Origin of the sequence: Sphingomonas sp. Leaf5, assembly GCF_001421155.1 — a bacterium.
Lineage (GTDB): Bacteria > Pseudomonadota > Alphaproteobacteria > Sphingomonadales > Sphingomonadaceae > Sphingomonas.
Genome location: NZ_LMJZ01000019.1, coordinates 138,421 through 162,883, shown reverse-complemented (window position 1 = coordinate 162,883; position 24,463 = coordinate 138,421). Strand labels below are relative to the sequence as shown.

Annotated in this window: 26 protein-coding genes; 10 read left to right on the top strand and 16 right to left on the bottom strand. The window is 64.9% G+C overall.

Annotated features, from left to right (window positions below; translation table 11 throughout):
• Nucleotides 1-15 precede the first annotated feature (15 nt).
• A complete protein-coding gene (locus ASE50_RS12035) occupies nucleotides 16-306 on the top strand; it encodes a hypothetical protein (protein WP_056400608.1) in 291 nt (96 codons plus the stop codon).
• Between the two features lie 415 nt (nucleotides 307-721).
• Here ASE50_RS12035 and ASE50_RS12030 read toward each other — a convergent pair whose 3' ends face one another.
• The 8 genes from ASE50_RS12030 to ASE50_RS11995 form a co-directional block, all read right to left on the bottom strand.
• Complete coding sequence (locus ASE50_RS12030) at nucleotides 722-1,900, bottom strand: vWA domain-containing protein (protein ID WP_056400605.1); 1,179 nt, start codon at nucleotides 1,898-1,900, stop codon at nucleotides 722-724.
• Nucleotides 1,901-2,098: 198 nt separating this feature from the next.
• Entirely contained in the window at nucleotides 2,099-3,466 is a 1,368-nt protein-coding gene (locus tag ASE50_RS12025; protein ID WP_056400601.1) for a hypothetical protein, read from the bottom strand.
• A 43-nt stretch (nucleotides 3,467-3,509) separates the two neighbouring features.
• On the bottom strand, nucleotides 3,510-4,052 hold the full coding sequence (locus ASE50_RS12020; RefSeq protein ID WP_056400598.1) for a CHAP domain-containing protein: 543 nt from the start codon (nucleotides 4,050-4,052) through the stop codon (nucleotides 3,510-3,512).
• A gap of 85 nt (nucleotides 4,053-4,137) precedes the next feature.
• Nucleotides 4,138-4,983: an AAA family ATPase gene (locus ASE50_RS12015; RefSeq protein ID WP_056400854.1), complete on the bottom strand. Its 846-nt coding sequence runs from the start codon at nucleotides 4,981-4,983 to the stop codon at nucleotides 4,138-4,140.
• Between the two features lie 50 nt (nucleotides 4,984-5,033).
• Nucleotides 5,034-5,693, bottom strand: a complete 660-nt coding sequence (locus ASE50_RS12010) for a DUF6975 family protein (RefSeq protein WP_235512318.1) — start codon at nucleotides 5,691-5,693, stop codon at nucleotides 5,034-5,036.
• A 187-nt stretch (nucleotides 5,694-5,880) separates the two neighbouring features.
• Entirely contained in the window at nucleotides 5,881-7,920 is a 2,040-nt protein-coding gene (gene rpoD, locus ASE50_RS12005; RefSeq protein WP_056004133.1) for an RNA polymerase sigma factor RpoD, read from the bottom strand.
• A gap of 164 nt (nucleotides 7,921-8,084) precedes the next feature.
• Nucleotides 8,085-9,890: a DNA primase gene (gene dnaG / locus ASE50_RS12000; RefSeq protein ID WP_056400594.1), complete on the bottom strand. Its 1,806-nt coding sequence runs from the start codon at nucleotides 9,888-9,890 to the stop codon at nucleotides 8,085-8,087.
• Nucleotides 9,891-9,936: 46 nt separating this feature from the next.
• Nucleotides 9,937-10,389, bottom strand: a complete 453-nt coding sequence (locus ASE50_RS11995; protein WP_056400590.1) for a GatB/YqeY domain-containing protein — start codon at nucleotides 10,387-10,389, stop codon at nucleotides 9,937-9,939.
• A gap of 145 nt (nucleotides 10,390-10,534) precedes the next feature.
• Here ASE50_RS11995 and carA point away from each other — a divergent pair, with 145 nt between their 5' ends.
• The 5 genes from carA to ASE50_RS11970 all read left to right on the top strand — a co-directional run bounded on the left by carA (nucleotide 10,535) and on the right by ASE50_RS11970 (nucleotide 16,533).
• Nucleotides 10,535-11,737, top strand: a complete 1,203-nt coding sequence (gene carA / locus ASE50_RS11990; protein ID WP_056400587.1) for a glutamine-hydrolyzing carbamoyl-phosphate synthase small subunit — start codon at nucleotides 10,535-10,537, stop codon at nucleotides 11,735-11,737.
• Nucleotides 11,737-11,973 carry a hypothetical protein gene (locus ASE50_RS11985; RefSeq protein ID WP_056400584.1) on the top strand — a complete coding sequence of 79 codons (237 nt, stop codon included), beginning with the start codon at nucleotides 11,737-11,739 and terminating at the stop codon, nucleotides 11,971-11,973. Before carA ends, ASE50_RS11985 begins: the two co-directional genes overlap by 1 nt.
• Nucleotides 11,973-15,293 (top strand): carbamoyl-phosphate synthase large subunit, encoded by a 3,321-nt coding sequence (gene carB, locus ASE50_RS11980; protein ID WP_056400578.1) that lies wholly within the window; start codon nucleotides 11,973-11,975, stop codon nucleotides 15,291-15,293. The genes ASE50_RS11985 and carB overlap by 1 nt, the downstream gene beginning before the upstream one ends.
• Nucleotides 15,294-15,390: 97 nt before the next feature.
• On the top strand, nucleotides 15,391-15,867 hold the full coding sequence (gene greA / locus ASE50_RS11975) for a transcription elongation factor GreA (RefSeq protein WP_056004117.1): 477 nt from the start codon (nucleotides 15,391-15,393) through the stop codon (nucleotides 15,865-15,867).
• Between the two features lie 6 nt (nucleotides 15,868-15,873).
• Nucleotides 15,874-16,533: a rhomboid family intramembrane serine protease gene (locus tag ASE50_RS11970; protein WP_056400575.1), complete on the top strand. Its 660-nt coding sequence runs from the start codon at nucleotides 15,874-15,876 to the stop codon at nucleotides 16,531-16,533.
• A gap of 181 nt (nucleotides 16,534-16,714) precedes the next feature.
• Here the strand turns inward: ASE50_RS11970 and ASE50_RS11965 are convergent, their stop codons facing one another.
• The 5 genes from ASE50_RS11965 to ASE50_RS11945 all read right to left on the bottom strand — a co-directional run bounded on the left by ASE50_RS11965 (nucleotide 16,715) and on the right by ASE50_RS11945 (nucleotide 18,695).
• Entirely contained in the window at nucleotides 16,715-16,936 is a 222-nt protein-coding gene (locus tag ASE50_RS11965; protein ID WP_056004110.1) for a DUF4170 domain-containing protein, read from the bottom strand.
• A gap of 92 nt (nucleotides 16,937-17,028) precedes the next feature.
• Nucleotides 17,029-17,508 carry a DUF883 family protein gene (locus ASE50_RS18305; protein WP_082438990.1) on the bottom strand — a complete coding sequence of 160 codons (480 nt, stop codon included), beginning with the start codon at nucleotides 17,506-17,508 and terminating at the stop codon, nucleotides 17,029-17,031.
• A gap of 4 nt (nucleotides 17,509-17,512) precedes the next feature.
• Nucleotides 17,513-17,818, bottom strand: a complete 306-nt coding sequence (locus ASE50_RS11955) for a hypothetical protein (protein ID WP_056400572.1) — start codon at nucleotides 17,816-17,818, stop codon at nucleotides 17,513-17,515.
• A complete protein-coding gene (locus ASE50_RS11950) occupies nucleotides 17,818-18,150 on the bottom strand; it encodes a phage holin family protein (protein ID WP_056400569.1) in 333 nt (110 codons plus the stop codon). The genes ASE50_RS11955 and ASE50_RS11950 overlap by 1 nt, the downstream gene beginning before the upstream one ends.
• Before the next feature lie 8 nt (nucleotides 18,151-18,158).
• Nucleotides 18,159-18,695, bottom strand: a complete 537-nt coding sequence (locus tag ASE50_RS11945; RefSeq protein WP_056400566.1) for a hypothetical protein — start codon at nucleotides 18,693-18,695, stop codon at nucleotides 18,159-18,161.
• 145 nt (nucleotides 18,696-18,840) lie between these two features.
• Here ASE50_RS11945 and eno point away from each other — a divergent pair, with 145 nt between their 5' ends.
• Complete coding sequence (gene eno, locus ASE50_RS11940; RefSeq protein ID WP_056400563.1) at nucleotides 18,841-20,115, top strand: phosphopyruvate hydratase; 1,275 nt, start codon at nucleotides 18,841-18,843, stop codon at nucleotides 20,113-20,115.
• Between the two features lie 109 nt (nucleotides 20,116-20,224).
• Here eno and ASE50_RS11935 read toward each other — a convergent pair whose 3' ends face one another.
• From ASE50_RS11935 to ASE50_RS11925, 3 genes are all read right to left on the bottom strand, one after another.
• Nucleotides 20,225-20,563, bottom strand: a complete 339-nt coding sequence (locus tag ASE50_RS11935; RefSeq protein WP_056400560.1) for a hypothetical protein — start codon at nucleotides 20,561-20,563, stop codon at nucleotides 20,225-20,227.
• 47 nt (nucleotides 20,564-20,610) lie between these two features.
• Entirely contained in the window at nucleotides 20,611-20,976 is a 366-nt protein-coding gene (locus ASE50_RS11930) for a hypothetical protein (protein WP_056400557.1), read from the bottom strand.
• A 99-nt stretch (nucleotides 20,977-21,075) separates the two neighbouring features.
• Nucleotides 21,076-21,444: a tRNA-binding protein gene (locus tag ASE50_RS11925; RefSeq protein WP_056400554.1), complete on the bottom strand. Its 369-nt coding sequence runs from the start codon at nucleotides 21,442-21,444 to the stop codon at nucleotides 21,076-21,078.
• A gap of 62 nt (nucleotides 21,445-21,506) precedes the next feature.
• Here ASE50_RS11925 and ASE50_RS11920 point away from each other — a divergent pair, with 62 nt between their 5' ends.
• From ASE50_RS11920 to ASE50_RS11910, 3 genes are all read left to right on the top strand, one after another.
• Nucleotides 21,507-21,863, top strand: coding sequence for an FtsB family cell division protein (locus ASE50_RS11920; protein WP_082438989.1), 357 nt, complete (start codon nucleotides 21,507-21,509; stop codon nucleotides 21,861-21,863).
• Nucleotides 21,864-21,961: 98 nt separating this feature from the next.
• Nucleotides 21,962-23,011 carry a pyruvate dehydrogenase (acetyl-transferring) E1 component subunit alpha gene (gene pdhA / locus ASE50_RS11915; RefSeq protein WP_056400548.1) on the top strand — a complete coding sequence of 350 codons (1,050 nt, stop codon included), beginning with the start codon at nucleotides 21,962-21,964 and terminating at the stop codon, nucleotides 23,009-23,011.
• A gap of 1 nt (nucleotide 23,012) precedes the next feature.
• Complete coding sequence (locus ASE50_RS11910) at nucleotides 23,013-24,452, top strand: pyruvate dehydrogenase complex E1 component subunit beta (protein ID WP_056400545.1); 1,440 nt, start codon at nucleotides 23,013-23,015, stop codon at nucleotides 24,450-24,452.
• Nucleotides 24,453-24,463: the final 11 nt, after the last annotated feature.

The window sequence follows — 24,463 nt, the reverse complement described above, 5'->3', positions numbered from 1 at the left end:
GCGTATTCTTAACCCATGGTCTATGATCCCGGAGCAATCGATGCGGCGCTGGCGGCGGCGTTGGGCGACGAACCCCAACTGATCGCGGAGCTTCGCCGTGCCTTTACCGAAAGCGCGAAGAAGGCGCTCAGCGCGTTGGATGCCGCCGATGCCGAAGGGTGGCAGCCGGCGGCACTCCGGCTGAAGGGACTGGCGGCGAGCTTCGGCGCGGTCGACCTGATGGGGCTGTCGGCGGCGGCTGCGGCGGCTCCGGCCGGCGATACGGTCGTGCTGGCGAAGCTGCACGAGGCGATCGACGATCTTTAAGGCCGGTCGACATTCAGCGATAACCACGGAATTTCGTCATTCCCGCGCAGGCGGGAATCCATAGACGCCGACGGTTGGGCTCTATCCGCGACGCTGGCGTATATGGACTCCCGCCTGCGCGGGAGTGACGAGAGGGAATGGAGCGCTATTCCTGCGCCCAGCGAACCGAATGTCGATCCTGCCTAGGGCCGATCGACATTCGGTAAGGTTTCAACTTCTCCGCTCCCTGACAAGGGAGGGGTCGGGGGTGGGTTGGCCCGCGAGGGAGCGTACCGCCAGCCCCAAACCTACCCACCCCCAGCCCCTCCCTTGTCAGGGAGGGGAGCAGTTTGCTGGCCTGACACCTGACTGTCGATCGGTCCTGGGAGTTCGTTTGGAAACGCGCTTCGGCGCGTTTTCAAACAGCATCTCACGCTTATCGCCGGCGCGATAATTCGCGCATGGCGGCGTCGAGCCCGTCGAGGGTCAGCGGGTACATCCGATCGGCGAACAGGTCGCGGATCAACTGCGTCGAGTGCGACCATTGCCAATGGTCCGGCGGCGCGGGATTGATCCACGCCGCCGATCGCCACTGGGCGGTCAGGCGTTGCAGCCAGACCGCGCCGGCTTCGGCGTTGGCATGTTCGACCGATCCGCCGGGCTGAAGGATCTCGTAGGGGCTCATCGCCGCGTCGGCGACCACGACAAGGCGGTAGTCCGGACCATAGGTCCGCAGCAGGTCGGCGGTCGGGGTCCGTTCGGTCCAGCGACGGCGGTTGTCGCGCCAGACGCCTTCGTAAATGCAGTTGTGGAAATAGAAGAAGTCGAGATGCCGGAATTCGGCAGTGGCGGCGGAGAACAGCTCCTCGACCTGCTCGACGAACGGGTCCATCGATCCACCGACATCGAGGAACAGCAGCAGCTTGACGGCATTGCGCCGTTCCGGCCGCATCGCAACGTCGAGAAAGCCGCGTCGCGCCGTTCCCGCGATCGTCGCGTCGAGATCGAGTTCGTCGGCGGCCCCTTCGCGGGCGAAGCGTCGCAGGCGACGAAGCGCGACCTTCAGGTTGCGGGTGCCGAGTTCGCGCTGGTTGTCGAGGTTGCGAAACTCGCGCTGTTCCCAGACCTTGACCGCGCGGCGATGGCGGCTCTCTCCGCCGATCCGGACGCCTTCGGGATTATAGCCGCCATGGCCGAACGGACTGGTGCCGCCGGTACCGATCCATTTCGATCCGCCTTCATGCCGTTCGTGCTGGTCGGCCAGCCGTTGCCGCAACCGGTCCATGAGTGCGTCCCAATCGCCCGTCGCCGCGACCTTCGCCATGTCGTCGGGTGAGAGATAGCGTTCGGCGATGCGACGCAGCCATTCGTCGGGCATGGAGACCGGATCGACGCCCGCCGTGCCGTCGATGCCGGCAAAGGCATGTCCGAACACCCGGTCGAACCGGTCGATCAGGCTCTCGTCCTTGACGAAGGTCGTACGGGCTAAATGATAGAAGCTGTCCAGCGTCCGGTCGATCACGCCACGCTCGATCGCTTCGAGCAGGACCAGATGCTCGCGGATGCTGACCGCGATGCCGGCGGTGCGCAGCGCCTCGACGAACGAATGGAACATGGCCGATGTCTTAGAGCATGACCGGACCATGTTGAACCACCGTCATCGCCCTGCGGGCGACCGCTGCGCGGCGGGCTGCTGTCGACGTGATGCTGCGTTGCTCGTCGGTTACGATGCTTCGGCATCGCTCCCTCCTCGCGCCTTGCCGCACGCCGAAATCACCGCCGTGCCGATGATCCAACATGGTCCGGTCATGCTCTAGCGCGATCGGGCGTAGAGGCGCCAGTGGCTGCCCGACAGGCCGTTCGGGTCGCCGCGCGCGATCTCCTCGAATTGCCGGCCGCAATGGACGAGCGGATCGGGGAAGCGATTGCCGCCGTCGCGTTCGATAAAGCGAAACGGCGCGCAGCGGCTGTCGTCGATGGTCAGTCGATAGCCGCGCGACCGTGCGGCGGCGATCAGGATCGCGGTCGAACGCGACAGCGCGACGGAGACCCGTGCGCCGTCCGGTGCCACTTCGGTCAGCTTCGAAATCGCCTGACCGGGGTCTCCCCGCAAATTGGTCACCAATGCTCCGTCGCGTTCGACCGCAGTCCAGACGAAGACCGTGCCGGCAATCAGCACAGGCAGACGCCAGACGCCCCGCCTCGCCCACAGGACGGGCAGGATGCACGCGGCCGACAGGAGCAAGGGCGGAACGGCGACGATATAGTAACGGGACGCGCCGCTGTTCGGCAGCGCGAGCAGCGCGACCATCAACGGTAGCGCGACTGCCGTCAGCAGGACGAGGCCGGTGAACCGGTCGCGGACGAACCAGCCGGCGATGGCGACTGCCGGGGCGATGACCCACAGCCCGCAACTCCATGTCCACAACTGTTCGAGGCCGAGCAGCATTCTCCAGTCGTCATGCGGTTCGCGCGCACCGAACTGAAACCCGGCCTTGCTGGTCGCGGCCGCCGTCCACGCGATGGCGATCAGCAGCATGACCGCGATGGCGGCCGGGACGAACAGGCGGGCGGTGTCGCGTACCGCAGATCGCCAGCCCGCCGCGCGCCATCGCTGGATCGCAACCCATGGACCGAGTGCTGCAAGGGCAAAGACCATCGTCGCCTGTGACAGGCACCCGAAGATTGCAGCCAGCGCGATGGCGGTCGCCGGTGATCGGGCGGCAGGATCGGCAAGCCAGCGGTCAGCCACGCCGATCGCGGCGACCCAGGCAAACAGCATCGGCGCATAGCCGCGCGCTTCCGATCCGAAGGTCACCAGAAACGGCGAAACGGCGAAGGTAATGGCGGCAAGGATCGCCGCCGCTTTCCCCCGTCGTAGCGCGATCGTGGCGGCCAGCGGGATGGTCGCGCTGCCGGTGGCGATCGACAGCGCGCGCTGCAGCAGTGGCGGGGCACCGCTACCTACCCATTGCAGCCACAGGCTGTTGAGATGGTGGTTGTTGTCGTGATTAATCCCGACGAACACCCCGGCGGGGGTCCCCACGTCCTGCGCGGTCACCGCCGACCATGCCTCGTCGAGCCACAAGCCGCCCCGCGCGGCGAGAATGCGCAGGATCAGGCCGGCAATGGTGATGAGAACGACCGCCGTCCAGACGCCGCGCTGCTTCCCGGTCGTCATCGCGGCAGTCCCTAAAGAACGGTGGCGGGCGGGCGCGGCGCGCTCAACGGCCGTAGGCGTCGATCAGCGACCCGACATAATCGGGAGCCTTGCCGCCCAGTTCGGCAGCGGGGCGGGGGCCGTAGATGAAGCCGTGCGTCGGATATTCCGAACCGCCCAGCCCCTGCGTATCGCGATACCATACCTTCACCCGCGTCCAGTCGCCCTTCGCCGAGACGTCGAATACGGTGACGTCCTGCTCGACTCCGCCGCGTACCCCGTTGATCCGCGACCAGTTCGCATGGGTGACCATAGCGACGCGCGGTTCGACGACGTGGCTGATGACGAGGACATGGCCGAGCGGCAGGCGATCGGTTTTGGCGAAGGCGAGAACGGCACCGACCTTCGGCCTGTGCCCGCGCGGATAGCGGCCGTCCGCCTGCTCCCACCACGTCCACGCGTCGCCATAGATTTCGACGCCCGACGCCGCCCGCGCAAACGGAACGCATTGTCCGACATAGTCGAGCAGCGAACGCGCGCCGACCGGGACGCTGACGATAGCGGCAAAGGCGAGGAGCAGCGTGCCCCGGAGAAGCGAACCGAACATGATGACGATCCTGCCGAACGATGGTCGCCAATTGATGAGCGAACATGGTTACCGGATCGTAAAGTCCACGCAACCCTTCACGCGATCAGCCGCCCTTGCGCCGATGCAGAAACGCCAGCCGTTCGAACAGCATCACATCCTGTTCGTTCTTGAGCAGCGCGCCATGCAGCGGCGGGATCGCCTTGGCCGGATCGTGCGACGCCAGCACCTCCAGCGGCATGTCGTCGTGCAGCAGCAGCTTCAGCCAGTCGAGCAGCTCGCTGGTCGACGGTTTCTTCTTCAGCCCCGGCGTCTCACGCACCGCGAAGAACAGGTCGAGCGCGCGGTTGACCAGCAACGTCTGGATGCCCGGGAAATGTACGTCGATGATCGCCTGCATCGTCGCGCGGTCGGGAAAGCGGATATAGTGGAAGAAGCAGCGGCGCAGGAACGCGTCGGGCAGCTCCTTCTCGTTGTTCGACGTGATGACCACGATCGGCCGCTCGCGCGCCGTCACCCGCTCGCCGGTCTCATACACGTCGAACGCCATCCGATCGAGTTCATGGAGCAGATCGTTGGGGAATTCGATATCGGCCTTGTCGACCTCATCGATCAACAGCACCGGCAGGGTCGGGCTGACGAACGCCTCCCATAATTTCCCGTGGCGGATATAGTTGGCGATGTCGTGGACGCGGGGGTCGCCCAATTGTCCGTCGCGCAGCCGCGCCACCGCGTCATATTCGTACAGGCCCTGCTGCGCGCGGGTGGTCGATTTGACGTTCCATTCGATCAGGGGGGCACCGATCGCGCGGGCGATCTCCTGCGCCAATACCGTCTTGCCGGTGCCCGGTTCGCCCTTGACCAGCAGCGGCCGGCGCAGCGTCACTGCGGCATTGACCGCGACCTTCAGGTCGTCGGTCGCGACATAGCCCCTGGTTCCCTCGAACCGCATCGCCTGTTCCTGACTCATGGCCAAGCGATACGGACAGATTCTGCCGAACGCTAGCCGCGGCTTTCGGCGCGCGCGGCGATCAGGTCCCACAGGCCGCGATGCTGCGCCAGCAATTGCTGGATGCCGAAGGTCATCGCGCGTTCGACCGCTGCGTTCATGGCGACCGCTGCGATCAGCTGCCGGGTCTGCGCCGGCGAGGGCAGGGTGCAGGGGATTATGTCGATCCCCATCCGCTCGGCGGCGGCATCGAGAGGGCGGCGGATCACCGGCCAGTCGAGGGTCACCGCAATCGCTGCACCCAGCGCGCAGCCGGGTCGCACCGAGCGCGACAGCAGGTCGATGGCATTGCGTTGCGTCGCCAGCGCCGCTTCCGTCGCGGCCTGACCGGGGGTCCCCGGCGGTGGTCCCGCCGCGGCGGCGACCCGGATCAGATAGGCGCGTTCCTCGACGAACGCGGCACCGGCACGGGCCAGCCAGTCTTCCGCCGCCGGGTTGTTGGTGGCATTGCTTGCCAGATCGACCACGCCCGGATGGCGTCCGTGCAACGTACACAGTTGATGCAGCGCATCGGCGATGTCGCGCACGGCGACGCCGGCATGCGCCAAGCGTTCCGGTGTGGCGTGTGTGCCGCTTCCATCGGCATGAACGATCTGCGCCAGCCTGTCGGCTACCCCGCTGTCATTCGTGTCGTTCGCAATCGCAACTATCACCGACGGCCCCCATTTTCGTCTGACCGGGTAATCCCCGCTCGACCGATGGTATGCCCGCAAGAGATAACTCAAGCGCGTAGGAACAGGGTTTCCAGCACTTTAACCGCGCTTAACGCCGCTATTCGGGCTTCGGTCTGCCGCCGAAACGAAACGCCCCGGCGCTGGTGAAGCGTCGGGGCAGAGAAACCTACTGGTCGAGGAAGGACCGCATTTTCCGGCTGCGGCTCGGATGTTTCAGCTTACGCAGCGCCTTCGCCTCGATCTGGCGAATACGCTCGCGGGTCACGCTGAACTGCTGTCCGACTTCTTCGAGCGTGTGGTCGGTGTTCATGCCGATGCCGAAGCGCATGCGCAGCACGCGTTCTTCGCGCGGAGTCAGGCTGGCAAGGACGCGGGTGACCGTTTCCTTCAAATTCGCCTGGATCGCGGCATCGACCGGGATGATCGCGTTCTTGTCCTCGATGAAGTCGCCGAGATGCGAATCTTCCTCGTCGCCGATCGGCGTTTCGAGGCTGATCGGCTCCTTGGCGATCTTCATCACCTTGCGAACCTTTTCGAGCGGCATCGACAGCCGTTCGGCCATTTCCTCCGGCGTCGGTTCGCGGCCCTGTTCGTGCAGGAACTGGCGGCTGGTGCGGACCAGCTTGTTGATCGTCTCGATCATATGCACCGGGATGCGGATCGTCCGCGCCTGATCGGCGATCGAGCGGGTGATCGCCTGCCGGATCCACCACGTCGCATAGGTGCTGAACTTGTAACCGCGACGATATTCGAACTTATCGACCGCCTTCATCAACCCGATATTCCCCTCCTGGATCAGGTCGAGGAATTGCAGGCCGCGATTGGTGTATTTCTTGGCGATCGAGATGACGAGGCGCAGATTGGCCTCGACCATTTCCTTCTTGGCGATCCGCGCCTCGCGCTCGCCCTTCTGGACCATGTTGACGATGCGCCGGAACTCGCCCAGCGCCATGCCGGTCTGCTGCGCGATCTCGGCGATCTCGGTGCGGATGCGATCAACGGCAGCGCCTTCGTTATCGACGAACGCCTTCCACTTCTTGTCGATCGTCGCGACCGAGGTCAGCCACTGTTCGTCCAGCTCGTGATCGACATAGCTGTCGAGGAACGCCTTGCGCGGCACCTTGTGACGCTCGGCCAGACGCAGCATCTGCCCGCCCAGCGCGGTCAGGCGCCGGTTATAGGCGTATAGCTGATCGACCAGATATTCGATCTTCGCCTGATGGAACTGGACGCTTTCGACCTCGGCCGTCAGCTCCTCGCGCAGCTTCTGATACTTGCGCTCCTCGGCATTGCTCAGACCATCGCCGGTCGCCATCGCGTCGAGACGCTGCGACTGCATCTTCGAGAATTTCTTGAAGATCGCGGTGATGTTGGCGAACTTCTCCAGCGCCTGCGGCTTGAGCTGTTCTTCCATCTGCGCGAGGCTGAGGGTGTTGTCCTCCTCGTCGTCGTCGCTCGGACGGGGCGCACGGCGTTCACCGTCCTCGTCTTCGTCGACCGACGGTTCCTCGGGCTCTTCCTCTTCCTTGAAGCTGGGACCAGCGTTCTTCGACGAAATCTCGCCATTGTCGTCGGCGTCCTCGTCGTCGGACAGCGATTCCGGCGCAGGGTCCTTCGACAGCATGGCGTCGAGATCGAGGATCTCGCGCAGTTGCATCGTGCCTTCGTTGAGGGCCGTCGACCAGCCGATGATCGCGTTGAACGTGATCGGCGATTCACAAAGGCCGAAGATCATCGTGTCGCGACCGGCCTCGATCCGCTTGGCGATGGCGATTTCGCCCTCGCGGCTGAGCAGTTCGACCGCGCCCATCTCGCGCAAGTACATCCGTACCGGATCGTCGGTACGGTCGACGGTTTCCTTTTTCTTGACCGGTTCGAACGCAGCCGACGCCTCGTCCTGTTCGGCGGCGCTGTCGTCGGCGTCGTCGTCTTCCTGCTTGGCGCGTTCCTCGCCTTCGCCGTCCTCGCCCGCGTCCTCATTTTCGACGACGTTGACGCCCATGTCGTTCAGCGCCGACATGATGTCCTCGATCTGCTCCGAGGTCATCTGATCCTGCGGCAGCATTTCGTTGAGCTGGTCGACGGTGATGTAGCCGCGCTTCTTCGCGCGGGCGACCAGCTTCTTGATCGACCCTTCGTTCAGGTCGATCAGCGGCGCGTCGCCGGTATCGATCGTGTCGTCGCCGCCACCATTCGCCTTGGCCATCAATAACCCTCAGAAATTTACGCAGCGCGTCTGCCCAGCGCGATTTTACCCGTCGTCTTCGTCCGACACCGCGGCTTTTGCAAGCCAAGAGCGCGCATTCCGGCGGTTCGATCGTGGATTTCGGGCAATTCTAAGACGGCGATATGGGAAACGGAGGCGAGGGATCAAGCCGCCTCGTCGAGTTCCTCCATCCAGCTGCGGATGCGCGCCTGCACGGCGGCATGGTCGGACCGGGCCTGTTGATACTCGGCGAAGGTCCGTTCGGTCGTTTCCTGACGGCACCGTTCGGCAGCCGCATTTTCGGCGCGGCGACAGGCCTGTTCGTCGACCAGGATCTGGATCACGCGCAACAGGTCGGTCTCGGCCGTTTCCCGCTCGGCGTCGCGCAGCCAGAAGGTGAAGGCGAGGTCGGTTTCCTTGTTCCGCCGCGCCATGTCGACCAGCTGCCGGTCGGCGGCGATCGTGTCGGTCAGCAGGCTTTCGCTCAGGTCGCTGCGATAGATGGCAAGGTCGATCAGGTGGTTGCGCCAACGCTGCAACTGCTGGTTCTTGATCGGCAGCTGCGCGATCAGCTCGCAGTGGCGGGTCAGCACGTCGACATGCTGCATCAGCCCCATCAGCACCGCCCGCTGGAACGCGAAGACCAGATCGACTTCCTTGACGTCCGCCGCCGCCGCCATGTCGTTGGCGACGATGCGCAGCCGCCGGTCCTTGGCACCGAACAGCGCGAAGAACTGGTCCTTGAAGGTGCGGAAATATTCCCGCCGAATGCCTTCGTGGGTGATCGTGCCGGCAAGGCGCGCGAGTTCATGCTCGAACGCGGCCCGCTCGTCGGGACCGGCCCCGGGCGGCAATGTCGCCAGTTCCAGCCGCCAGAGGAAATCGGACAGCGATTCGCGGCGCGCGAGCAGATCCTCGAACGCCTGCGGCCCTTCCGCGCGGACCAGATCGTCGGGGTCCATGCCGTCGGGAATGGTCACGATCGAGATGCTCTTGCCCGGTTGCAGGAGCGGCAGCGCGCGTTCGGCCGCACGGCGCGCCGCCTTGATCCCCGCCGCATCGCCGTCGAAACACAGGATCGGCACGTCCGCCATCCGCCACAGCCGTTCGAGCTGATGCTCGGTCAGCGCGGTGCCGAGCGGGGCGACGACCTCATCGAAACCGGCCTGCGCCAGCGCGATGACGTCCATATAGCCCTCGACCGCAATGACCCGCTTCGCCTTGCGCGCGGCCGTCTGTGCCCGGTCGATATTGTAGAGCGTCCGCCCCTTGTCGAAGAGCGGGGTTTCGGGCGAGTTCAGATATTTCGGTTCGCCATCGCCAAGGATGCGCCCGCCGAACGCCATCGTCCGGCCGCGTGCATCGCGGATCGGGATCATCAGCCGTCCGCGGAACCGGTCATAGGGCTCCTTGCCCTCGACCGAGATCAGCATCCCCGATTCGACCAGCATCGGATCGCCGTACGACGCCAGTGCCGCCTTCAACCGCCCGCGCGCATCGGGTGCGAAGCCCATTCCGAAGGCGCGCGCCGTTTCCGCCTTGATGCCGCGCTTGGCCAGCGCGTCGCGGGCGATGCCGCCTTCGTCGCCGAGCCGGTCGGCGAACCAGGTCTGCGCGTCGGCCATCAAGTCGTGCAGGCCCTTGGCGCGCTCCGCCTGTTTGGCCGAGCGTGCATCCTGCGCCGGCATTTCGAGGCCGGCGGCGGCGGCCAGTTCCTTCACCGCGTCGATGAAGGGCAGCCCGCGCTGGTCGGTCATCCAGCGGATCGCATCGCCATGCGCGCCGCAGCCGAAGCAATGGTAGAAGCCCTTGTCGTCATTGACCCAGAAGCTCGGCGTCTTCTCGGTATGGAACGGGCAGCACGCCTTGTGCTCATTGCCCGACCGCTGGAGCTTCACCGACTTGCCGACCAGCGCCGACAGCGTCGTGCGGGTGCGCAACTCGTCGAGGAACTGGGGCGAAAGGGTCATGGGACCATATGCCCCGAACGGAACGGGGTCGGCAACCGCTTATGCGTCAGCCCAGCGCCGCCTTCACCGCCGCGCTGGCCTTGCTCATGTCGAGCTCGCTGCCGTGGCGCGACTTCAGCTCGGCCATCACCCGGCCCATGTCCTTCATGCCCGTCGCGCCCAGATCGGCCTTGATCGCCTCGATCGCGGCGGCCGTCTGTGCTTCGTCCATCTGTTGCGGGAGGAAGCGTTCGATGACGGTCACTTCGCGCGCCTCGGCGGCGGCCAGCTCGGGGCGATTGCCCTTTTCGTACATCTCGATCGATTCGCGGCGCTGCTTGACCATTTTCTGCAACACTTCGACGACCAGTGCGTCGTCGCTGTCGGGGGCCTTGCCGGTGCGCGCCTCGATATCGCGGTTCTTGATCGAGGACTGGATCAGGCGGATCGTGGCCGTGCCTTCCTTGTCGCCGCCCTTCATGGCGGTGACCAGCGCGTCCTTGATGGTGTCGCGAATCATGCGGGTTCCAATGTCGTTCGTTCGGGTAAGCGATCACCCTTAGCTGCAATCGTCCGACGATCACAGGATTGACGGGGGGCGGGGTTGGGACTAGCCGCCACCGCTTAGCGACATCATCAGATTTACCCAGGAGTGCCCGCCCATCATGGCCGACGCCAAGCCATTCGCCATGCCCGACGGAGCTACGGGTGTTCTGGTCCTTGCCAATGGCGACGTGCTGTGGGGCCGTGGCTTCGGTGCCGAAGGCGCAGCGGTGGGCGAGGTGTGCTTCCACACCGCGATGACCGGGTATCAGGAAATCATGACCGATCCGTCCTTTGCCGGGCAGATCATCACCTTCACCTTTCCGCACATCGGCAATGTCGGCACCAATGTCGACGACGTCGAGGCGAACGACCCGCACGCGCTGGGCATGATCGTCCGCGAGGATGTGACCGAGCCGTCGAATTTCCGGTCGAACGAGCATCTGGATGCGTGGATGGCGCGGCACAACCGGATCGGCCTCGCCGGGATCGACACCCGCGCGCTGACCCGCCGCATTCGTCAGGGCGGCGCACCGAACGGCGTCATCGCCCATTCGGCGACCGGCGAGTTCGATATTCCCGTGCTGCTGGCACAGGCGCAGGCGTGGCCGGGGCTGGAGGGCATGGACCTTGCCAAGACCGTGTCGTGCGAGACCCATTATGGCTGGGCCGGGGGTGCGTGGCATCTGGGCAAGGGTTATGACGACAGCACGACCGCGACGCCGGAAGTTGGCGAAGGTGTCACGCGACAGGCCCGTCGCCCGCATGTGGTTGCGATCGATTATGGGAGCAAACGCAATATCTTCCGCAACCTTGTTCACGCCGGGGCTGAAGTAACCGTGCTGCCCGCCACGGCGACGTTTGCACAGGTTATGGCGGAAAGCCCCGACGGCATCTTCCTGTCGAACGGGCCGGGCGATCCCGCCGCGACCGGCGAATATGCCGTGCCGGTGATCCGCGAGCTGTTGGAAACAGGCAAGCCGTTGTTCGGCATCTGTCTGGGGCACCAACTGCTCGGACTGGCAGTGGGGGCGAGCACCACCAAGATGCATCAGGGCCATCGCGGTGCGAACCATCCGGTCAAGCGGCTGTCCGACGGATCGGTCGAGATCACCAGCATGAACCACGGCTTCGCGGTCGAACGCGACACGTTGCCCGCCAATGTCCGCGAAACGCATGTGTCGCTGTTCGACGGCAGCAATGCCGGGCTGGAACTGACCGACAAGCCGGCGTTCAGCGTGCAATATCACCCCGAGGCGTCGCCGGGGCCGCAGGACAGCTTCTATCTGTTCGAGCGGTTCGTGGGGATGATGAAGGTCGACTGATGGACGATCTGGTTCGCTTCCGTATCAAGCCGCAGCATGTTGAGGATGTCCTCGCAATGCTCGCTTCGGCAGGTATCGAGCCAGTCCGCATCCAGCATCGTGACGCTGAAGAAGTCGCGATTGAAATCAAGATGATTTCTGACCAGCAGGGCCGGCTCATCGCGACGTCTTTCCGGCCGGAATGGTCGGCTATCATTGGATTATACGGCGGAATACCGCCGGTTAAGGGGCAATAATGCCAAAACGCACCGACATTTCGTCCATCCTCGTCATCGGCGCCGGGCCGATCGTCATCGGTCAGGCCTGCGAGTTCGATTATTCGGGCGTGCAGGCGATCAAGGCGTTGAAGGAGGAGGGCTATCGCATCGTCCTCGTCAACTCCAATCCCGCCACGATCATGACCGATCCCGATCTGGCCGACGCGACCTATGTCGAGCCGATCACCCCGGCGGTCGTCGCCAAGATCATCGAGAAGGAGCGCCCCGATGCGGTGCTGCCGACGATGGGCGGGCAGACCGCGCTGAACACCGCGCTGGCGCTGGCGAATGACGGGACGCTCGAAAAGTTCGGCGTGACGATGATCGGTGCCGATGCCGAGGCGATCGACAAGGCCGAGGACCGTCAGAAGTTCAAGGTCGCGATGGACAAGATCGGCCTCGAATCGGCGCGCAGCCATATCGCGCACAGTGAGGCCGAGGCGCTGGCGGGCCTCGAGCATGTCGGGCTGCCGGCGATCATCCGCCCGTCCTTCACGCTGGGCGGGACCGGCGGCGGCGTCGCCTATAACCGTGACGAATTTCTGAAGATCGTTCGCGAAGGGCTCGACGCGTCGCCGACCACCGAGGTGCTGATCGAGGAATCGCTGCTCGGGTGGAAGGAATATGAGATGGAAGTCGTCCGCGACCGCGCGGACAATGCCATCATCGTGTGTTCGATCGAGAATATCGATCCGATGGGCGTCCACACCGGCGATTCGATTACCGTCGCCCCCGCGCTGACGCTGACCGACAAGGAATATCAGATCATGCGCAATGCATCGATCGCGGTACTCCGAGAAATCGGTGTCGAAACAGGCGGTTCGAACGTACAGTTCGCGGTCAATCCGAAGGACGGCCGCCTGATCGTCATCGAGATGAACCCGCGCGTGTCGCGGTCGTCGGCACTGGCGTCGAAGGCGACCGGCTTCCCGATCGCAAAGGTCGCGGCGAAGCTGGCGGTCGGCTATACGCTCGACGAGATCACCAACGACATCACCGGCGCCACGCCGGCGTCGTTCGAACCGACGATCGACTATGTCGTCACCAAGATTCCGCGCTTCGCCTTCGAAAAGTTCAAGGGGTCGCAGGCGGTGCTGTCGACCGCGATGAAGTCGGTCGGCGAGGTCATGGCGATCGGCCGTAATATTCATGAGTCGATGCAGAAGGCACTGCGTGGTCTGGAAACCGGGCTGTCGGGCTTCAACACCGTCGAGCGCCTTGCCGGTGCGCCGCGTGCGGAAATCGAGGCGGCGCTGGCCGTGGCGACCCCCGACCGGCTGCTGGTCGCGGCACAGGCGCTGCGCGAAGGCTTCAGCGTCGCCGAAGTCCACGCCATCGCGAAGTACGATCCGTGGTTCCTCGAACGCATTGCCGAAATCGTCGCGGCGGAAACCGAAGTCTGCACCAACGGCCTGCCGCAGGACGCCGCGGGGATGCGCCGGCTGAAGTCGATGGGATTCAGCGACAAGCGGCTGGCATGGCTGGCGCTGCAATCGGCCAATCTGCGCGGCATGGAGCGTGGCATCGCGCGTGGCTCGGGCCTGATCCACGAGGTCGTCAAGATGATGACTGGCGGCGTGACTGAGGAAGAAGTGCGCGCGCATCGCCACAAGCTGGGCGTGCGGCCGGTCTTCAAGCGGATCGATACTTGTGCGGCCGAGTTCGAGGCGAAGACGCCGTACATGTATTCGACCTACGAAGCGCCGACGTTCGGCGAGCCGGAGGATGAAAGCGCGCCGTCGGACGCGCGGAAAATCGTCATCCTCGGCGGCGGTCCGAACCGGATCGGGCAGGGGATCGAGTTCGATTATTGCTGCTGCCATGCCTGCTTTGCGTTGAGCGACGCCGGCTATGAAACCATCATGGTCAACTGCAATCCCGAAACGGTGTCGACCGATTACGACACGTCGGACCGGCTGTATTTCGAGCCGCTGACCGCCGAGGACGTGCTGGAAATCCTGCACGTCGAAGCGTCGCAGGGCGAACTGGTCGGGGTGATCGTGCAGTTTGGCGGGCAGACGCCGCTGAACCTCGCCCGCGCACTCGAAGCGGCCGGTATCCCGATCCTCGGCACCACGCCGGACTCGATCGATCTGGCCGAGGATCGTGAGCGGTTCGCCGATCTGGTCACCTCGCTTGGCCTGCTCCAGCCGGCCAATGGTCTGGCGCGCAGCCGCGACGAAGCGGCGGTGATCGCCGAGCGGATCGGCTATCCGGTGCTGATGCGGCCGAGCTATGTGCTGGGCGGGCGCGCAATGGAGATCGTCGATTCGCTGGGGCAGCTCGACGATTATATCCAGACGGCGGTGCAGGTGTCGGGCGATTCGCCGGTGCTGATCGACCAGTATCTGCGCGACGCGATCGAGGTGGATGTCGATGCGATCGCCGATGGCGACGATGTCGTCGTCGCGGGCGTGTTGCAGCATATCGAGGAAGCGGGCGTCCATTCGGGCGACAGCGCGTGTTCGATGCCGCCTTATTCGCTGACCGCCGACGTCATCGCCGAGATCGAGCGGCAGACGGTGGCGCTGGCCAAGGCACTGAACGTCAAGGGGCTGATGAACATCCAGTTCGCGGTCAAGGACGGCAAGGTCTATCTGATCGAGGTCAATCCGCGCGCCAGCCGCACGGTGCCGTTCGTCGCCAAGGCGATCGGCACGCCGGTCGCCAAGATCGCGGCGCGGGTGATGGCGGGCGAGAAGCTGGCCGACCTGCCGATGATCGACCGCCACATCGACCATGTCGCGGTCAAGGAAGCGGTGTTCCCATGGGGCCGCTTCCCCGGTGTCGATCCGGTGCTGTCACCGGAAATGAAGTCGACCGGCGAAGTCATGGGAATCGATAGCGATTTCGCGACCGCGTTTGCCAAGGCACAGATGGGCGCGAGCATCGTCCTGCCGACCGGTGGCACGGTGTTCGTCTCGGTCAAGTCGGGCGACAAGCCGGTGATCCTGCCCGGCGTGCAGTTGCTGGTCGAGATGGGGTTCAGGATCGTCGCGACCGCCGGCACCGCCGATTATCTGGCCGAACATGGCGTGCCGGTCGAACGCGTGAACAAGGTGGCGCAGGGCCGTCCGCATATCGTCGACAAGATTTTCGACGGTGCGATCGCGATGATCTTCAACACGACCGAAGGCTGGCAGTCGCTGAAGGACTCCGAATCGATCCGCGCGTCGGCGCAGTCGCAGAAGGTCCCGTATTTCACGACCGCCCCGGCCAGCGTGGCGGTGGCACAGGCCATTCAGGCACTGGCCGCCCGCTCCCTTGAAGTGCGGCCGTTGCAGTCCTATTATTCTTGATCGCACAACTGATCCCCATCAGCGAATAGTTGCGCACGGACGGGCAGGGAGGCCCGGCCGTGTGAGGGGGCTACTTACGAAAAGGGACGCGCGCGCGATGGCGACGGTCGAAAAGATGCCGATGTTGCAAGAGGGCTATGATCGCCTGACGGTGCACCTCAAGCAACTGAAGGTCGAACGGCCACAGATCATCGACGCGATCGAGGAAGCGCGCGCGCATGGCGATCTGTCGGAAAACGCCGAATATCATGCGGCGAAGGAACGGCAGGGCCAGATCGAGGCGTCGATCGCCGATATCGAGGACAAGCTGTCCCGCGCGCAGGTCATCGATCCAAAGGACCTGTCGGGCGACAAGGTCGTGTTCGGCGCGACCGTCACCCTGCTCGACGAGGATGACAAGGCGGTCACCTACCAGATCGTCGGCCAGACCGAGGCCGATGCCAAGTCGGGCCGCATTTCGTACAATTCGCCGATGGGCCGCGCGCTGATCGGGCGCAAGATCGATGACGATGTCGAGGTGACGGTGCCGTCGGGCGACCGGTATTACCAGATCTCGAAGATCGAGTTCATCTAAACGCCCATGTTCGAACGGCGTCCTTCCCCGTCGATCGTGGCGATCGGCGGGTTGATCGTGTGCATCAGCGCGTGGCTGATCCTGACTGGTGGCGTATGGAGCGCGGCGATCGCGGCGGGGTTCGTGCCGCTGCGGATGACCAGCAATGTCGCATCGATCGAGGGGTTTGCGCCGTTCGTGCCGGTGTGGCTGACGCCGCTCACCGCAGCGTTCATCCATGACGGGTGGTTGCATCTCGGCTTCAATCTGCTGACCCTCGCCATCGTCGGCACCCCGACGCAGCGCGCGGTCGGATTGCGCGGCGTGTTGGTGCTGTTGCTGGTCGGCGCCTATGCGTCGGTGGCGGCGCAGTGGCTGGCCGGACCGACTTCGCCCGCGCCGATGATCGGGGCGAGTGGGGCGATCTCGGCGCTGATCGGGGCCTATGCGCTGCTGTTCGGCGGCGGCAAGGCGAAGGCGATCGGACCGGTGCCGGCGCATGTCGTCCATGCGATATGGCTGGGGGTCAGCTGGACGCTGCTGAATCTGGCGATCGGCTGGGCGAGTGCGGGCAGCGGCATGCCGGTCGCGGGGGCGGCACATGCCGGCGGGTTCATTGCCGGAATGGTGTTGCTGCGGCCCTTGTTGCGGTGGCGCTGGGGGGTGCGGGTGGCTGAGGCCGACTGATCCGCGGTACCGTTCCCTGTCCACACCTCCCCATTTGCTTCGAGCGGAGGTTCGAGCCTGTCGAGAACCGTGGTCGAGAAGGCGATGCCCCAAACGACCAAGTTCTCGAGGGACGCTTCTCGACAGGCTCGAAGCTGCTCGAACCGAACGGGGTACAGGGAGCCGTTCGGGATCGCGACCCTTACGCCGCCGGCAGTTCCGGTTCGAGCAGGCGGTGGAGATGGACCACCACATATTTCATCTCGGCATCGTCGACAGTCCGCTGTGCGGCGGCGCGCCATGCCTTTTCGGCGCTGGCATAGTCGCCGAAGATGCCGACGACATCGATCGCCTTCAGGTCGGCGAAATCGAGCGTGCGCGGATCGGCGACGCGGCCGCCGAAGACGAGGTGGAGTTTGCTCATGATCGCTCCCGCAGTGCAAAAAAAAGATACGCCCCGTCGCATAGCGGACGGAGCGTACCCTTCAACCCATAAACTGGGATTCGTGGCGGAGGTCAGCCCTTGACGGCAGCCTTGCCGCTGTCCTTGGCCGCCTGCACCACCGTGCCGAAGGCGGCGCGGAGCTGTTCCTTGGCACCGTCCTTGCTCGGCAGTGCGGCGGTCAGCTGCTCCTTGCCGACGTCGCGTGCCGTCGCGGCAGCGGCGGTGGCGGCCGCGGCCAGCTTCTTGCCGAGCGGGGCGAGCGTCTTCGTTTCCTGCGCGGTGCGCGGCAGCAAGGCACCGACGACGGCACCGAGCGCAAGGCCGCCGGCGAGGACCGCGAGCGGATTGGTCTCGATCGTGTCCGATGCGCGCTTGGCGGCCTCGTGCGCCGCTTCCGACGCACGCTGGGCGGCTTCGTGTGCGGCGTCCGACGCGCGCTTCGCCGCGTCATGGGCGGCGTCGCTGGTCGCGTGGGCGGCGGTCGACGCCTTTTCCTTCAGCGTGTCGATGGTGCCAGCGGTTTCGTGCGGGACGGTCTTGAGTTCGCTCATGATGTCATTCCTTGTTCGGGACGGGCGGGGGCGGGGCGATGGGGGGCGGGGGTGGTGCCTTGCGGAACAGCCGGGCGATGCGCTTGCGGGCGAGCAGGGCGACGACGCTGGTCGCGATGCCGGCGGCGACACCCGGCCGTTCCATCACGATCGCGACGCCATCCTCCGCCTTGTCGCGCAGGTCGTCGGCGACGCCCGAGGCGATGGTCGACGGCGACAGGCGATGCTTTGCTTCGGCAACGCTGGCCTGCAACCGGGCACGCTTGATGAGCGCATCGGCACGGGCGGCGGCGAGGGTCGGCGGGATCATCAGCTGTCTCCCAACGGCGCGACGACGCGTTTGAAGCTCGACAACGCCACCTTGGCTAGGACCGCGGCGACGACCAGCGCCACGACGACGACCAGCAATGTAGCCCAGCCCGGCCCGATGATCGGCCGCAGCGACAGGATCGCCCCGACCAGTAAGGCGGTGACCGCCGACAAGGCGATAACCACCGCACCGACCGCTAGACCGACAGCGATGCCGGCCTGCGACCCGCGCGTGCTGGCCACCGTCTTCCACAGCGTCACCTCGGCCTTGGCGTAGGCCTTCGCGTCCTCGACGACCCGGCCGACAACCGTTCCCAGCCCCTCGTCCCCCATGATCGAGGTCAGCCCTTTACCACGGGGAGGGTGTCGGCATCGGTGCCGGCCTTCACGATGCGCGCCAGCAGGAAGCCGAGGGCTGCAGCAGTGCCGATGGCGACGGCCGGGCTTTTGCGGACGAAATCGCTGGCGTCGGCGATCAGATCGTCGACTTCCTTGCCGCGCAGATTGTCCGAAAAGCCCGAAATGGCCTTGGCGGCCGAGCGGGCATATTGGCCATATTGCTCGCCCAGCTTCTCATCGACGGTGCCGGCGGCATCTTCCATCAGCTTCGAGAATTCGTCGAGCGCGCCGGTGGCGCGTGCCTTGCCTTCGTCGGCGAGGCCGCGTGCCTTTTCGGTCGCCTTGGCCGACAGCTTCGATGCCTCGTCCTTCAGCGTCTGGGTGGTGCTGCCGGTCGCGCTTGCTTCCGAATCGAACGACGTCGTGGCGGCCGGCGAAAATTCTACGGTCCCGCCGGTGGTCGGGTTGATATCGGCATTGAAGTCGACAGCGGTATCGCTGGTGGCCGGCGAGCTGCCAGGCCGATTGAAGTCGGTCATAACGAATCCTTTCTTCGTTTCGGTAGGAAAACCATGTCGCACAGGTCGGGTTCCGTGCGGCACGCAAGGATTTGCGAGCGGCGGGCCGAATGGATAGAGGGGCGGCGACCACGCCGTCCCGCACGGATATCAAAGGAGTCGTTACGTGACCGCAATCATTCAGGTGCATGGCCGCCAGATCCTCGACAGCCGCGGCAATCCGACCGTCGAGGTCGATGTGCTGCTGGAGGATGGCAGCTTCGGCCGTGCCGCGGTCCCGTCGGGCGCGTCGACCGGCGCGCACGAAGCCGTTGAGAAGCGCGATGGCGACAAGAGCGTCTATCTGGGCAAGGGCGTGCTGGGCGCGGTCGAAGCGGTGAACGGCGACATCGCCGAAGCGGTGCTGGGCATGGATGCAGAGGACCAGAGTGACATCGATGAGGCGATGATCCAACTCGACGGTACCGAGAACAAGGGCCGGCTGGGCGCGAACGCGATCCTCGGCGTCAGCCTCGCCGTGGCGAAGGCGGCGGCGGATGCCCGTGGCCTGCCGCTGTACCGCTATGTCGGCGGCGTGTCGGCGCATCTGCTGCCGGTGCCGATGATGAACATCATCAACGGCGGCGAACATGCCGACAACCCGATCGATTTCCAGGAATTCATGGTCATGCCGGTCGGTGCCGACAGCATCGCCGAAGCGGTCCGGTGCGGTTCGGAAATCTTTCACACGCTGAAGAAAGGGCTGTCCGAAAAGGGCCTCGCCACCTCGGTCGGCGACGAAGGCGGCTTCGCCCCGGCGCTGAGCAGCACGATCGACGCGCTCGACTTCATCATGCAGAGCATCGAGCGCGCCGGGTACAAGCCGGGTGAGGACGTGATGCTGGCGCTCGATTGCGCCGCGACCGAATTCTTCAAGAACGGCCGCTATGAAATGGTCGGCGAGGGCAAGTCGCTGTCGCCGCACGAAATGGCCGATTACCTCGCCGATCTCGCCGCGCGCTATCCGATCCTGTCGATCGAGGACGGCATGGGCGAGGACGATTTCGAAGGCTGGAAGGCGCTGACCGACAAGATCGGCGACAAGGTCCAGCTGGTCGGCGACGATCTGTTCGTGACCAATCCGAAGCGGCTGGCGATGGGTCTGGAACAGGGCCTCGCCAATTCGCTGCTGGTGAAGGTCAACCAGATCGGCACGCTGACCGAAACGCTGGAGGCGGTGAACCTGGCGCAGCGCAACCGCTATACCGCGGTCATGTCGCACCGGTCGGGCGAGACCGAGGACGCGACGATCGCCGACCTCGCGGTCGCGACCAACTGCGGCCAGATCAAGACCGGCTCGCTGGCGCGGTCGGACCGGCTTGCCAAGTACAACCAGCTCATCCGGATCGAGGAAGAACTGGCAGGAGCCGCGCGCTATGCGGGGCGTTCGATTTTGCGTTGATTGGATGGCTGGTCAGGGAAGGGGGCGTCGGTGCGAGCCGGCGCTCCTTTTTCGTGGGGCGGGGGCAGCGCGTCGCGGTTCGGCCCGCCAAGAGCTTTTCGATATCGGATCAGCGCTGCTTTTTCACGATGGTCGCGGTGAAGTCGGGGTCCTTGTTCGCCACCCAGTCGACGAATTTGCGGACATTCGGGTTCGCGAGCAGCGTGTCGACGTCCATCCCGGCGCGTTGCAGTTCGGAATTGGTGAAATTGGCCATCAACGTCTGCTGACAGATCGAATGCATCGGCACGACGTCGCGGCCGCCCCGGCTTTTGGGGACGGGATGATGCCAGACGATCGTCTTGCCGGTGGGCCGGCCGCACAGCCAGCAGATGACGGCGGGGGCCGGCGCGTCGTCGCCGTCATCCGTCTGCGGATAGGGATCGTGCCGGTTGTTCTTGCGGGCCATGTCGTTGCCAATCTACCTACATTCGGTCGTCGTTGCCGACGTGCTGCTCAATCCTGATAGCGTAACAGGTTCGCGAACCCTTCGTTCGCCTTCGTCATCTTCGCGATTTTCCGCAGCTGGGCGCGGACGCTGCGGTCGAATCGCCGGTCGTCGTAGATGCCGGTGATCCGGTATTCGTCCTGCGCCAGCAACGCCTTCACGCGGCCGGCCAAGGCGGCCTGATCCGTCGTGCAATCGGTCGCGAGCAAGGCGCGGCTGACCCATTCCTCCGCTGCGGCCTTGTCATATTCGCCCTGCGCCTCGTAGCCGCGCCGGTCCGCCGCTGCCTGTTCCAGCTTCGCTGCGGACAGGCGGCTTTCCAGCCAGAGGCGGACCCGGCTTGCGTCCCATGCGGTGGCGGTTGCGTTGCTCATCCGTGTTCCTTCAAGCGGGATGCGTTCGCCGCCCCCGGATATGGCCTGTATCGGCAATGCGGGGCGGATGCACCCGTCATGACCGGTCCCGCGCGCCGATCAGAACAGCCGCCCGCCGTCCGGTACCTGCCGGTCCGGCGCGAAGAGCACGACCGCGCCGGCTTCGTCGGGAAAGCCCAGCGTCAGCACCTCCGACACGAACCTGCCGATCTGACGCGGCGGGAAGTTGACCACTGCGGCGACCTGTCGTCCGATCAGTCCGTCGCATTCATACTGCTCGGTGATCTGCGCGCTCGATCGTTTGTGGCCCAGCACCGGGCCGAAATCGATGACCAGCTTGATCGCGGGCTTGCGCGCTTGCGGATAGGGTTCGGCCGACACGATCGTGCCGACACGGATATCGACCTTCAGGAACGTATCGAAGTCGGTTGGGTCGGTCAGGGTCGCTGGATCGTGCAGCAGGTGCATATCGGCTCCTTGGCACCGGTTGGTGGCTTGCGTGGGCGCAGGCTATAACCGACATACGCGCCATGTCGCGACCCTCGCCCCTTCGTCAGATGCTGAAACGTGCCGGATGGCCGGCGCTGGTGATCCTCGTCATCGGGTTCTTCGCCTATCACGCGGTGTTGGGGCCGAACGGCGTGCTGGCGTACCGCGACTATCAGCGCAAGCTGGCGGTGCGGAAGGCGCAATATGCGTGTCTGGAAAAGGTGCGTGCCGAGCTGCGCAACCGGGTCGAGCTGCTCGATCCGCGCCATGCCGATCCCGATATGGTCGACGAACTGGTTCGGCGGAAGCTGAACGTCGCCCACCCGGATGAATTCATCGTGCCGATCACCGGCGAGGCGGCGGCGCGAAGCCGCTGCGGGATTCGCATCGACGACTGAATCCGGCCCGGATCGGGCGGGTTCGGTTGCGCGGGGGCATAATTCGCGCCATAGGCGGCGCTTCCTTCCCATCCTTTCAGGAACGAGGCATCCGAACCGTGGCAAAAGCACCGGCGCCAGGCCGCACCAGCGAACCCGTCATTCCCAATCGCGAACGGCCGGGTGAGCCAACGCGGTATGAGGCGTCGAAAGAGGAACTCCTGTCCTTTTACAAGGAGATGCTGCTGATCCGTCGTTTCGAGGAGAAGGCGGGCCAATTGTACGGCCTCGGCCTGATCGGTGGTTTCTGCCACCTGTATATCGGGCAGGAAGCCGTCGCCGTCGGGCTTCAGTCGGCACTCGAGTCCGGCAAGGACTCGGTAATCACCGGCTATCGCGACCATGGCCACATGCTCGCCTATGGCATCGATCCCAAGGTCATCATGGCCGAACTGACCGGGCGCGAGGCCGGCATCAGCCGCGGCAAGGGCGGGTCGATGCACATGTTCTCGACCGAGCATAAATTCTATGGCGGCCACGGCATCGTCGGTGCGCAGGTGTCGCTGGGCGCGGGCCTTGCGTTCGGGCACAAGTACAGCAACGACGGCGGCGTCTGCATGGCCTATTTCGGCGATGGTGCGTCGAACCAGGGGCAGGTGTACGAATCGTTCAACATGGCCGAGCTGTGGAAGCTCCCGATCATCTTCGTGATCGAGAACAACCAGTATGCGATGGGCACCAGCGTCAACCGCTCGTCGGCCGAGGACCAGCTGTATCGCCGCGGCGAGAGCTTCCGCATTCCGGGTATCCAGGTCGACGGCATGGACGTGCTGGCGTGCCGCGGTGCCGCGGAAACCGCGCTCGAATGGGTGCGTGCGGGCAAGGGTCCGATCATCCTCGAGATGAAGACCTATCGCTATCGCGGCCATTCGATGTCCGACCCGGCCAAGTATCGCAGCCGCGACGAGGTGCAGGCGATGCGCGACAATTCGGACCCGATCGAGGGGCTGAAGCGTGAGCTGACCGCCGCCGGCGTGCAGGAGGACGAGCTGAAGGCGATCGAGGCCGAAATCCGCAAGGTGGTGAACGCCGCCGCCGATTTCGCCGAAAGCGCGCCCGAACCGGACGCCAAGGAACTGTACACCGACGTTCTGGTGGAGACCTACTGAGATGCCGATCGAACTGAAGATGCCGGCGCTGTCGCCCACGATGGAAGAAGGTACGCTGGCCAAGTGGCTCGTCAAGGAAGGCGACACGGTCAAGTCGGGCGACATCATGGCCGAGATCGAGACCGACAAGGCGACGATGGAATTCGAAGCGGTCGACGAAGGCACGATCGCGCAGATCCTGATCGCCGAGGGCACGGATAACGTGAAGGTCGGCGCGGTCATCGCGATCCTTGCCGCCGAGGGTGAGGATGTCAACGCCGCCAAGTCGTCGCAGCCGACCGAGGCGCGCGCCGGGGACGCCGCGGCCGCTACGCCGAAGGCCGACGAGAAGAACGACGACAAGGGCCCGCCGGCTCCCGAAGGCACGACGCAGCAGCACGCCGAAACCGGCGCGCGCCAGCTGTTCGACGCCGCCGATCAGGAAGGCGAGACCGACCCGGAAATCCCGGAAGGGACCGAGATGGTCAAGACCACGGTCCGCGACGCGCTGCGCGATGCGATGGCCGAGGAAATGCGCGCCGACGACCGCGTGTTCGTGATGGGCGAGGAAGTCGCCGAATATCAGGGCGCGTACAAGGTCACGCAGGGGTTGCTCGCCGAATTCGGCGACCGTCGCGTCATCGACACGCCGATCACCGAATATGGCTTTGCCGGCATCGGTACCGGTGCGGCGATGGGCGGCCTGCGTCCGGTCATCGAATTCATGACGTTCAACTTCGCCATGCAGGCGATCGACCACATCATCAATTCGGCGGCCAAGACCAACTATATGTCGGGCGGCCAGATGCGCTGCCCGATCGTGTTCCGCGGTCCCAATGGTGCGGCCAGCCGCGTCGGTGCGCAGCACTCGCAGAATTATGGTCCGTGGTACGCTTCGGTCCCCGGCCTGATCGTGATCGCCCCCTATGACGCGGCCGATGCGAAGGGCCTGTTGAAGGCGGCGATCCGCTCGACCGATCCGGTCGTCTTCCTCGAAAACGAACTGATGTACGGTCGCTCGTTCGACGTGCCGAAGCTCGACGATTTTGTCCTGCCAATCGGCAAGGCGCGGATCATGAAGCCGGGCAAGGACGTGACGATCGTCAGCTATTCGATCGGCGTCGGCCTCGCGCTCGAAGCCGCCGAGAAGCTGGCCGGCGAGGGCATCGATGCCGAAGTGATCGATCTGCGCACGCTGCGCCCGCTCGATACCAAGACGGTGCTGAAGTCGCTGAAGAAGACCAACCGGCTGGTCGTGGTCGAGGAAGGCTGGCCGACCTGCTCGATCGCGTCGGAAATCGCCGCGGTGGTGATGGAGCAGGGCTTCGACGACCTCGACGCGCCGGTGCTCCGCGTCACCAACGAGGACGTGCCGCTGCCCTATGCCGCCAATCTCGAAAAGCTGGCGCTCATCACCAGCGACAAGGTCGTCGCGGCGGTGAAGAAGGTCACGTACAAGTAAGCCACGGCGCC

Bases quoted from the DNA above. Each gene is read 5' to 3' on its own strand.
- ASE50_RS12035 (WP_056400608.1), top strand. From the start codon at position 16: ATGGTCTATGATCCCGGAGCAATCGATGCGGCGCTGGCGGCGGCGTTG.
- ASE50_RS12030 (WP_056400605.1), bottom strand. From the start codon at position 1,900: ATGTTCCATTCGTTCGTCGAGGCGCTGCGCACCGCCGGCATCGCGGTC.
- ASE50_RS12025 (WP_056400601.1), bottom strand. From the start codon at position 3,466: ATGACGACCGGGAAGCAGCGCGGCGTCTGGACGGCGGTCGTTCTCATC.
- ASE50_RS12020 (WP_056400598.1), bottom strand. From the start codon at position 4,052: ATGTTCGGTTCGCTTCTCCGGGGCACGCTGCTCCTCGCCTTTGCCGCT.
- ASE50_RS12015 (WP_056400854.1), bottom strand. From the start codon at position 4,983: ATGCGGTTCGAGGGAACCAGGGGCTATGTCGCGACCGACGACCTGAAG.
- rpoD (WP_056004133.1), bottom strand. From the start codon at position 7,920: ATGGCCAAGGCGAATGGTGGCGGCGACGACACGATCGATACCGGCGAC.
- dnaG (WP_056400594.1), bottom strand. From the start codon at position 9,890: ATGACCCTTTCGCCCCAGTTCCTCGACGAGTTGCGCACCCGCACGACG.
- ASE50_RS11995 (WP_056400590.1), bottom strand. From the start codon at position 10,389: ATGATTCGCGACACCATCAAGGACGCGCTGGTCACCGCCATGAAGGGC.
- carA (WP_056400587.1), top strand. From the start codon at position 10,535: ATGGCCGACGCCAAGCCATTCGCCATGCCCGACGGAGCTACGGGTGTT.
- ASE50_RS11985 (WP_056400584.1), top strand. From the start codon at position 11,737: ATGGACGATCTGGTTCGCTTCCGTATCAAGCCGCAGCATGTTGAGGAT.
- carB (WP_056400578.1), top strand. From the start codon at position 11,973: ATGCCAAAACGCACCGACATTTCGTCCATCCTCGTCATCGGCGCCGGG.
- greA (WP_056004117.1), top strand. From the start codon at position 15,391: ATGGCGACGGTCGAAAAGATGCCGATGTTGCAAGAGGGCTATGATCGC.
- ASE50_RS11970 (WP_056400575.1), top strand. From the start codon at position 15,874: ATGTTCGAACGGCGTCCTTCCCCGTCGATCGTGGCGATCGGCGGGTTG.
- ASE50_RS11965 (WP_056004110.1), bottom strand. From the start codon at position 16,936: ATGAGCAAACTCCACCTCGTCTTCGGCGGCCGCGTCGCCGATCCGCGC.
- ASE50_RS18305 (WP_082438990.1), bottom strand. From the start codon at position 17,508: ATGAGCGAACTCAAGACCGTCCCGCACGAAACCGCTGGCACCATCGAC.
- ASE50_RS11955 (WP_056400572.1), bottom strand. From the start codon at position 17,818: ATGATCCCGCCGACCCTCGCCGCCGCCCGTGCCGATGCGCTCATCAAG.
- ASE50_RS11950 (WP_056400569.1), bottom strand. From the start codon at position 18,150: ATGGGGGACGAGGGGCTGGGAACGGTTGTCGGCCGGGTCGTCGAGGAC.
- ASE50_RS11945 (WP_056400566.1), bottom strand. From the start codon at position 18,695: ATGACCGACTTCAATCGGCCTGGCAGCTCGCCGGCCACCAGCGATACC.
- ASE50_RS11935 (WP_056400560.1), bottom strand. From the start codon at position 20,563: ATGGCCCGCAAGAACAACCGGCACGATCCCTATCCGCAGACGGATGAC.
- ASE50_RS11930 (WP_056400557.1), bottom strand. From the start codon at position 20,976: ATGAGCAACGCAACCGCCACCGCATGGGACGCAAGCCGGGTCCGCCTC.
- ASE50_RS11925 (WP_056400554.1), bottom strand. From the start codon at position 21,444: ATGCACCTGCTGCACGATCCAGCGACCCTGACCGACCCAACCGACTTC.
- ASE50_RS11920 (WP_082438989.1), top strand. From the start codon at position 21,507: ATGTCGCGACCCTCGCCCCTTCGTCAGATGCTGAAACGTGCCGGATGG.
- ASE50_RS11910 (WP_056400545.1), top strand. From the start codon at position 23,013: ATGCCGATCGAACTGAAGATGCCGGCGCTGTCGCCCACGATGGAAGAA.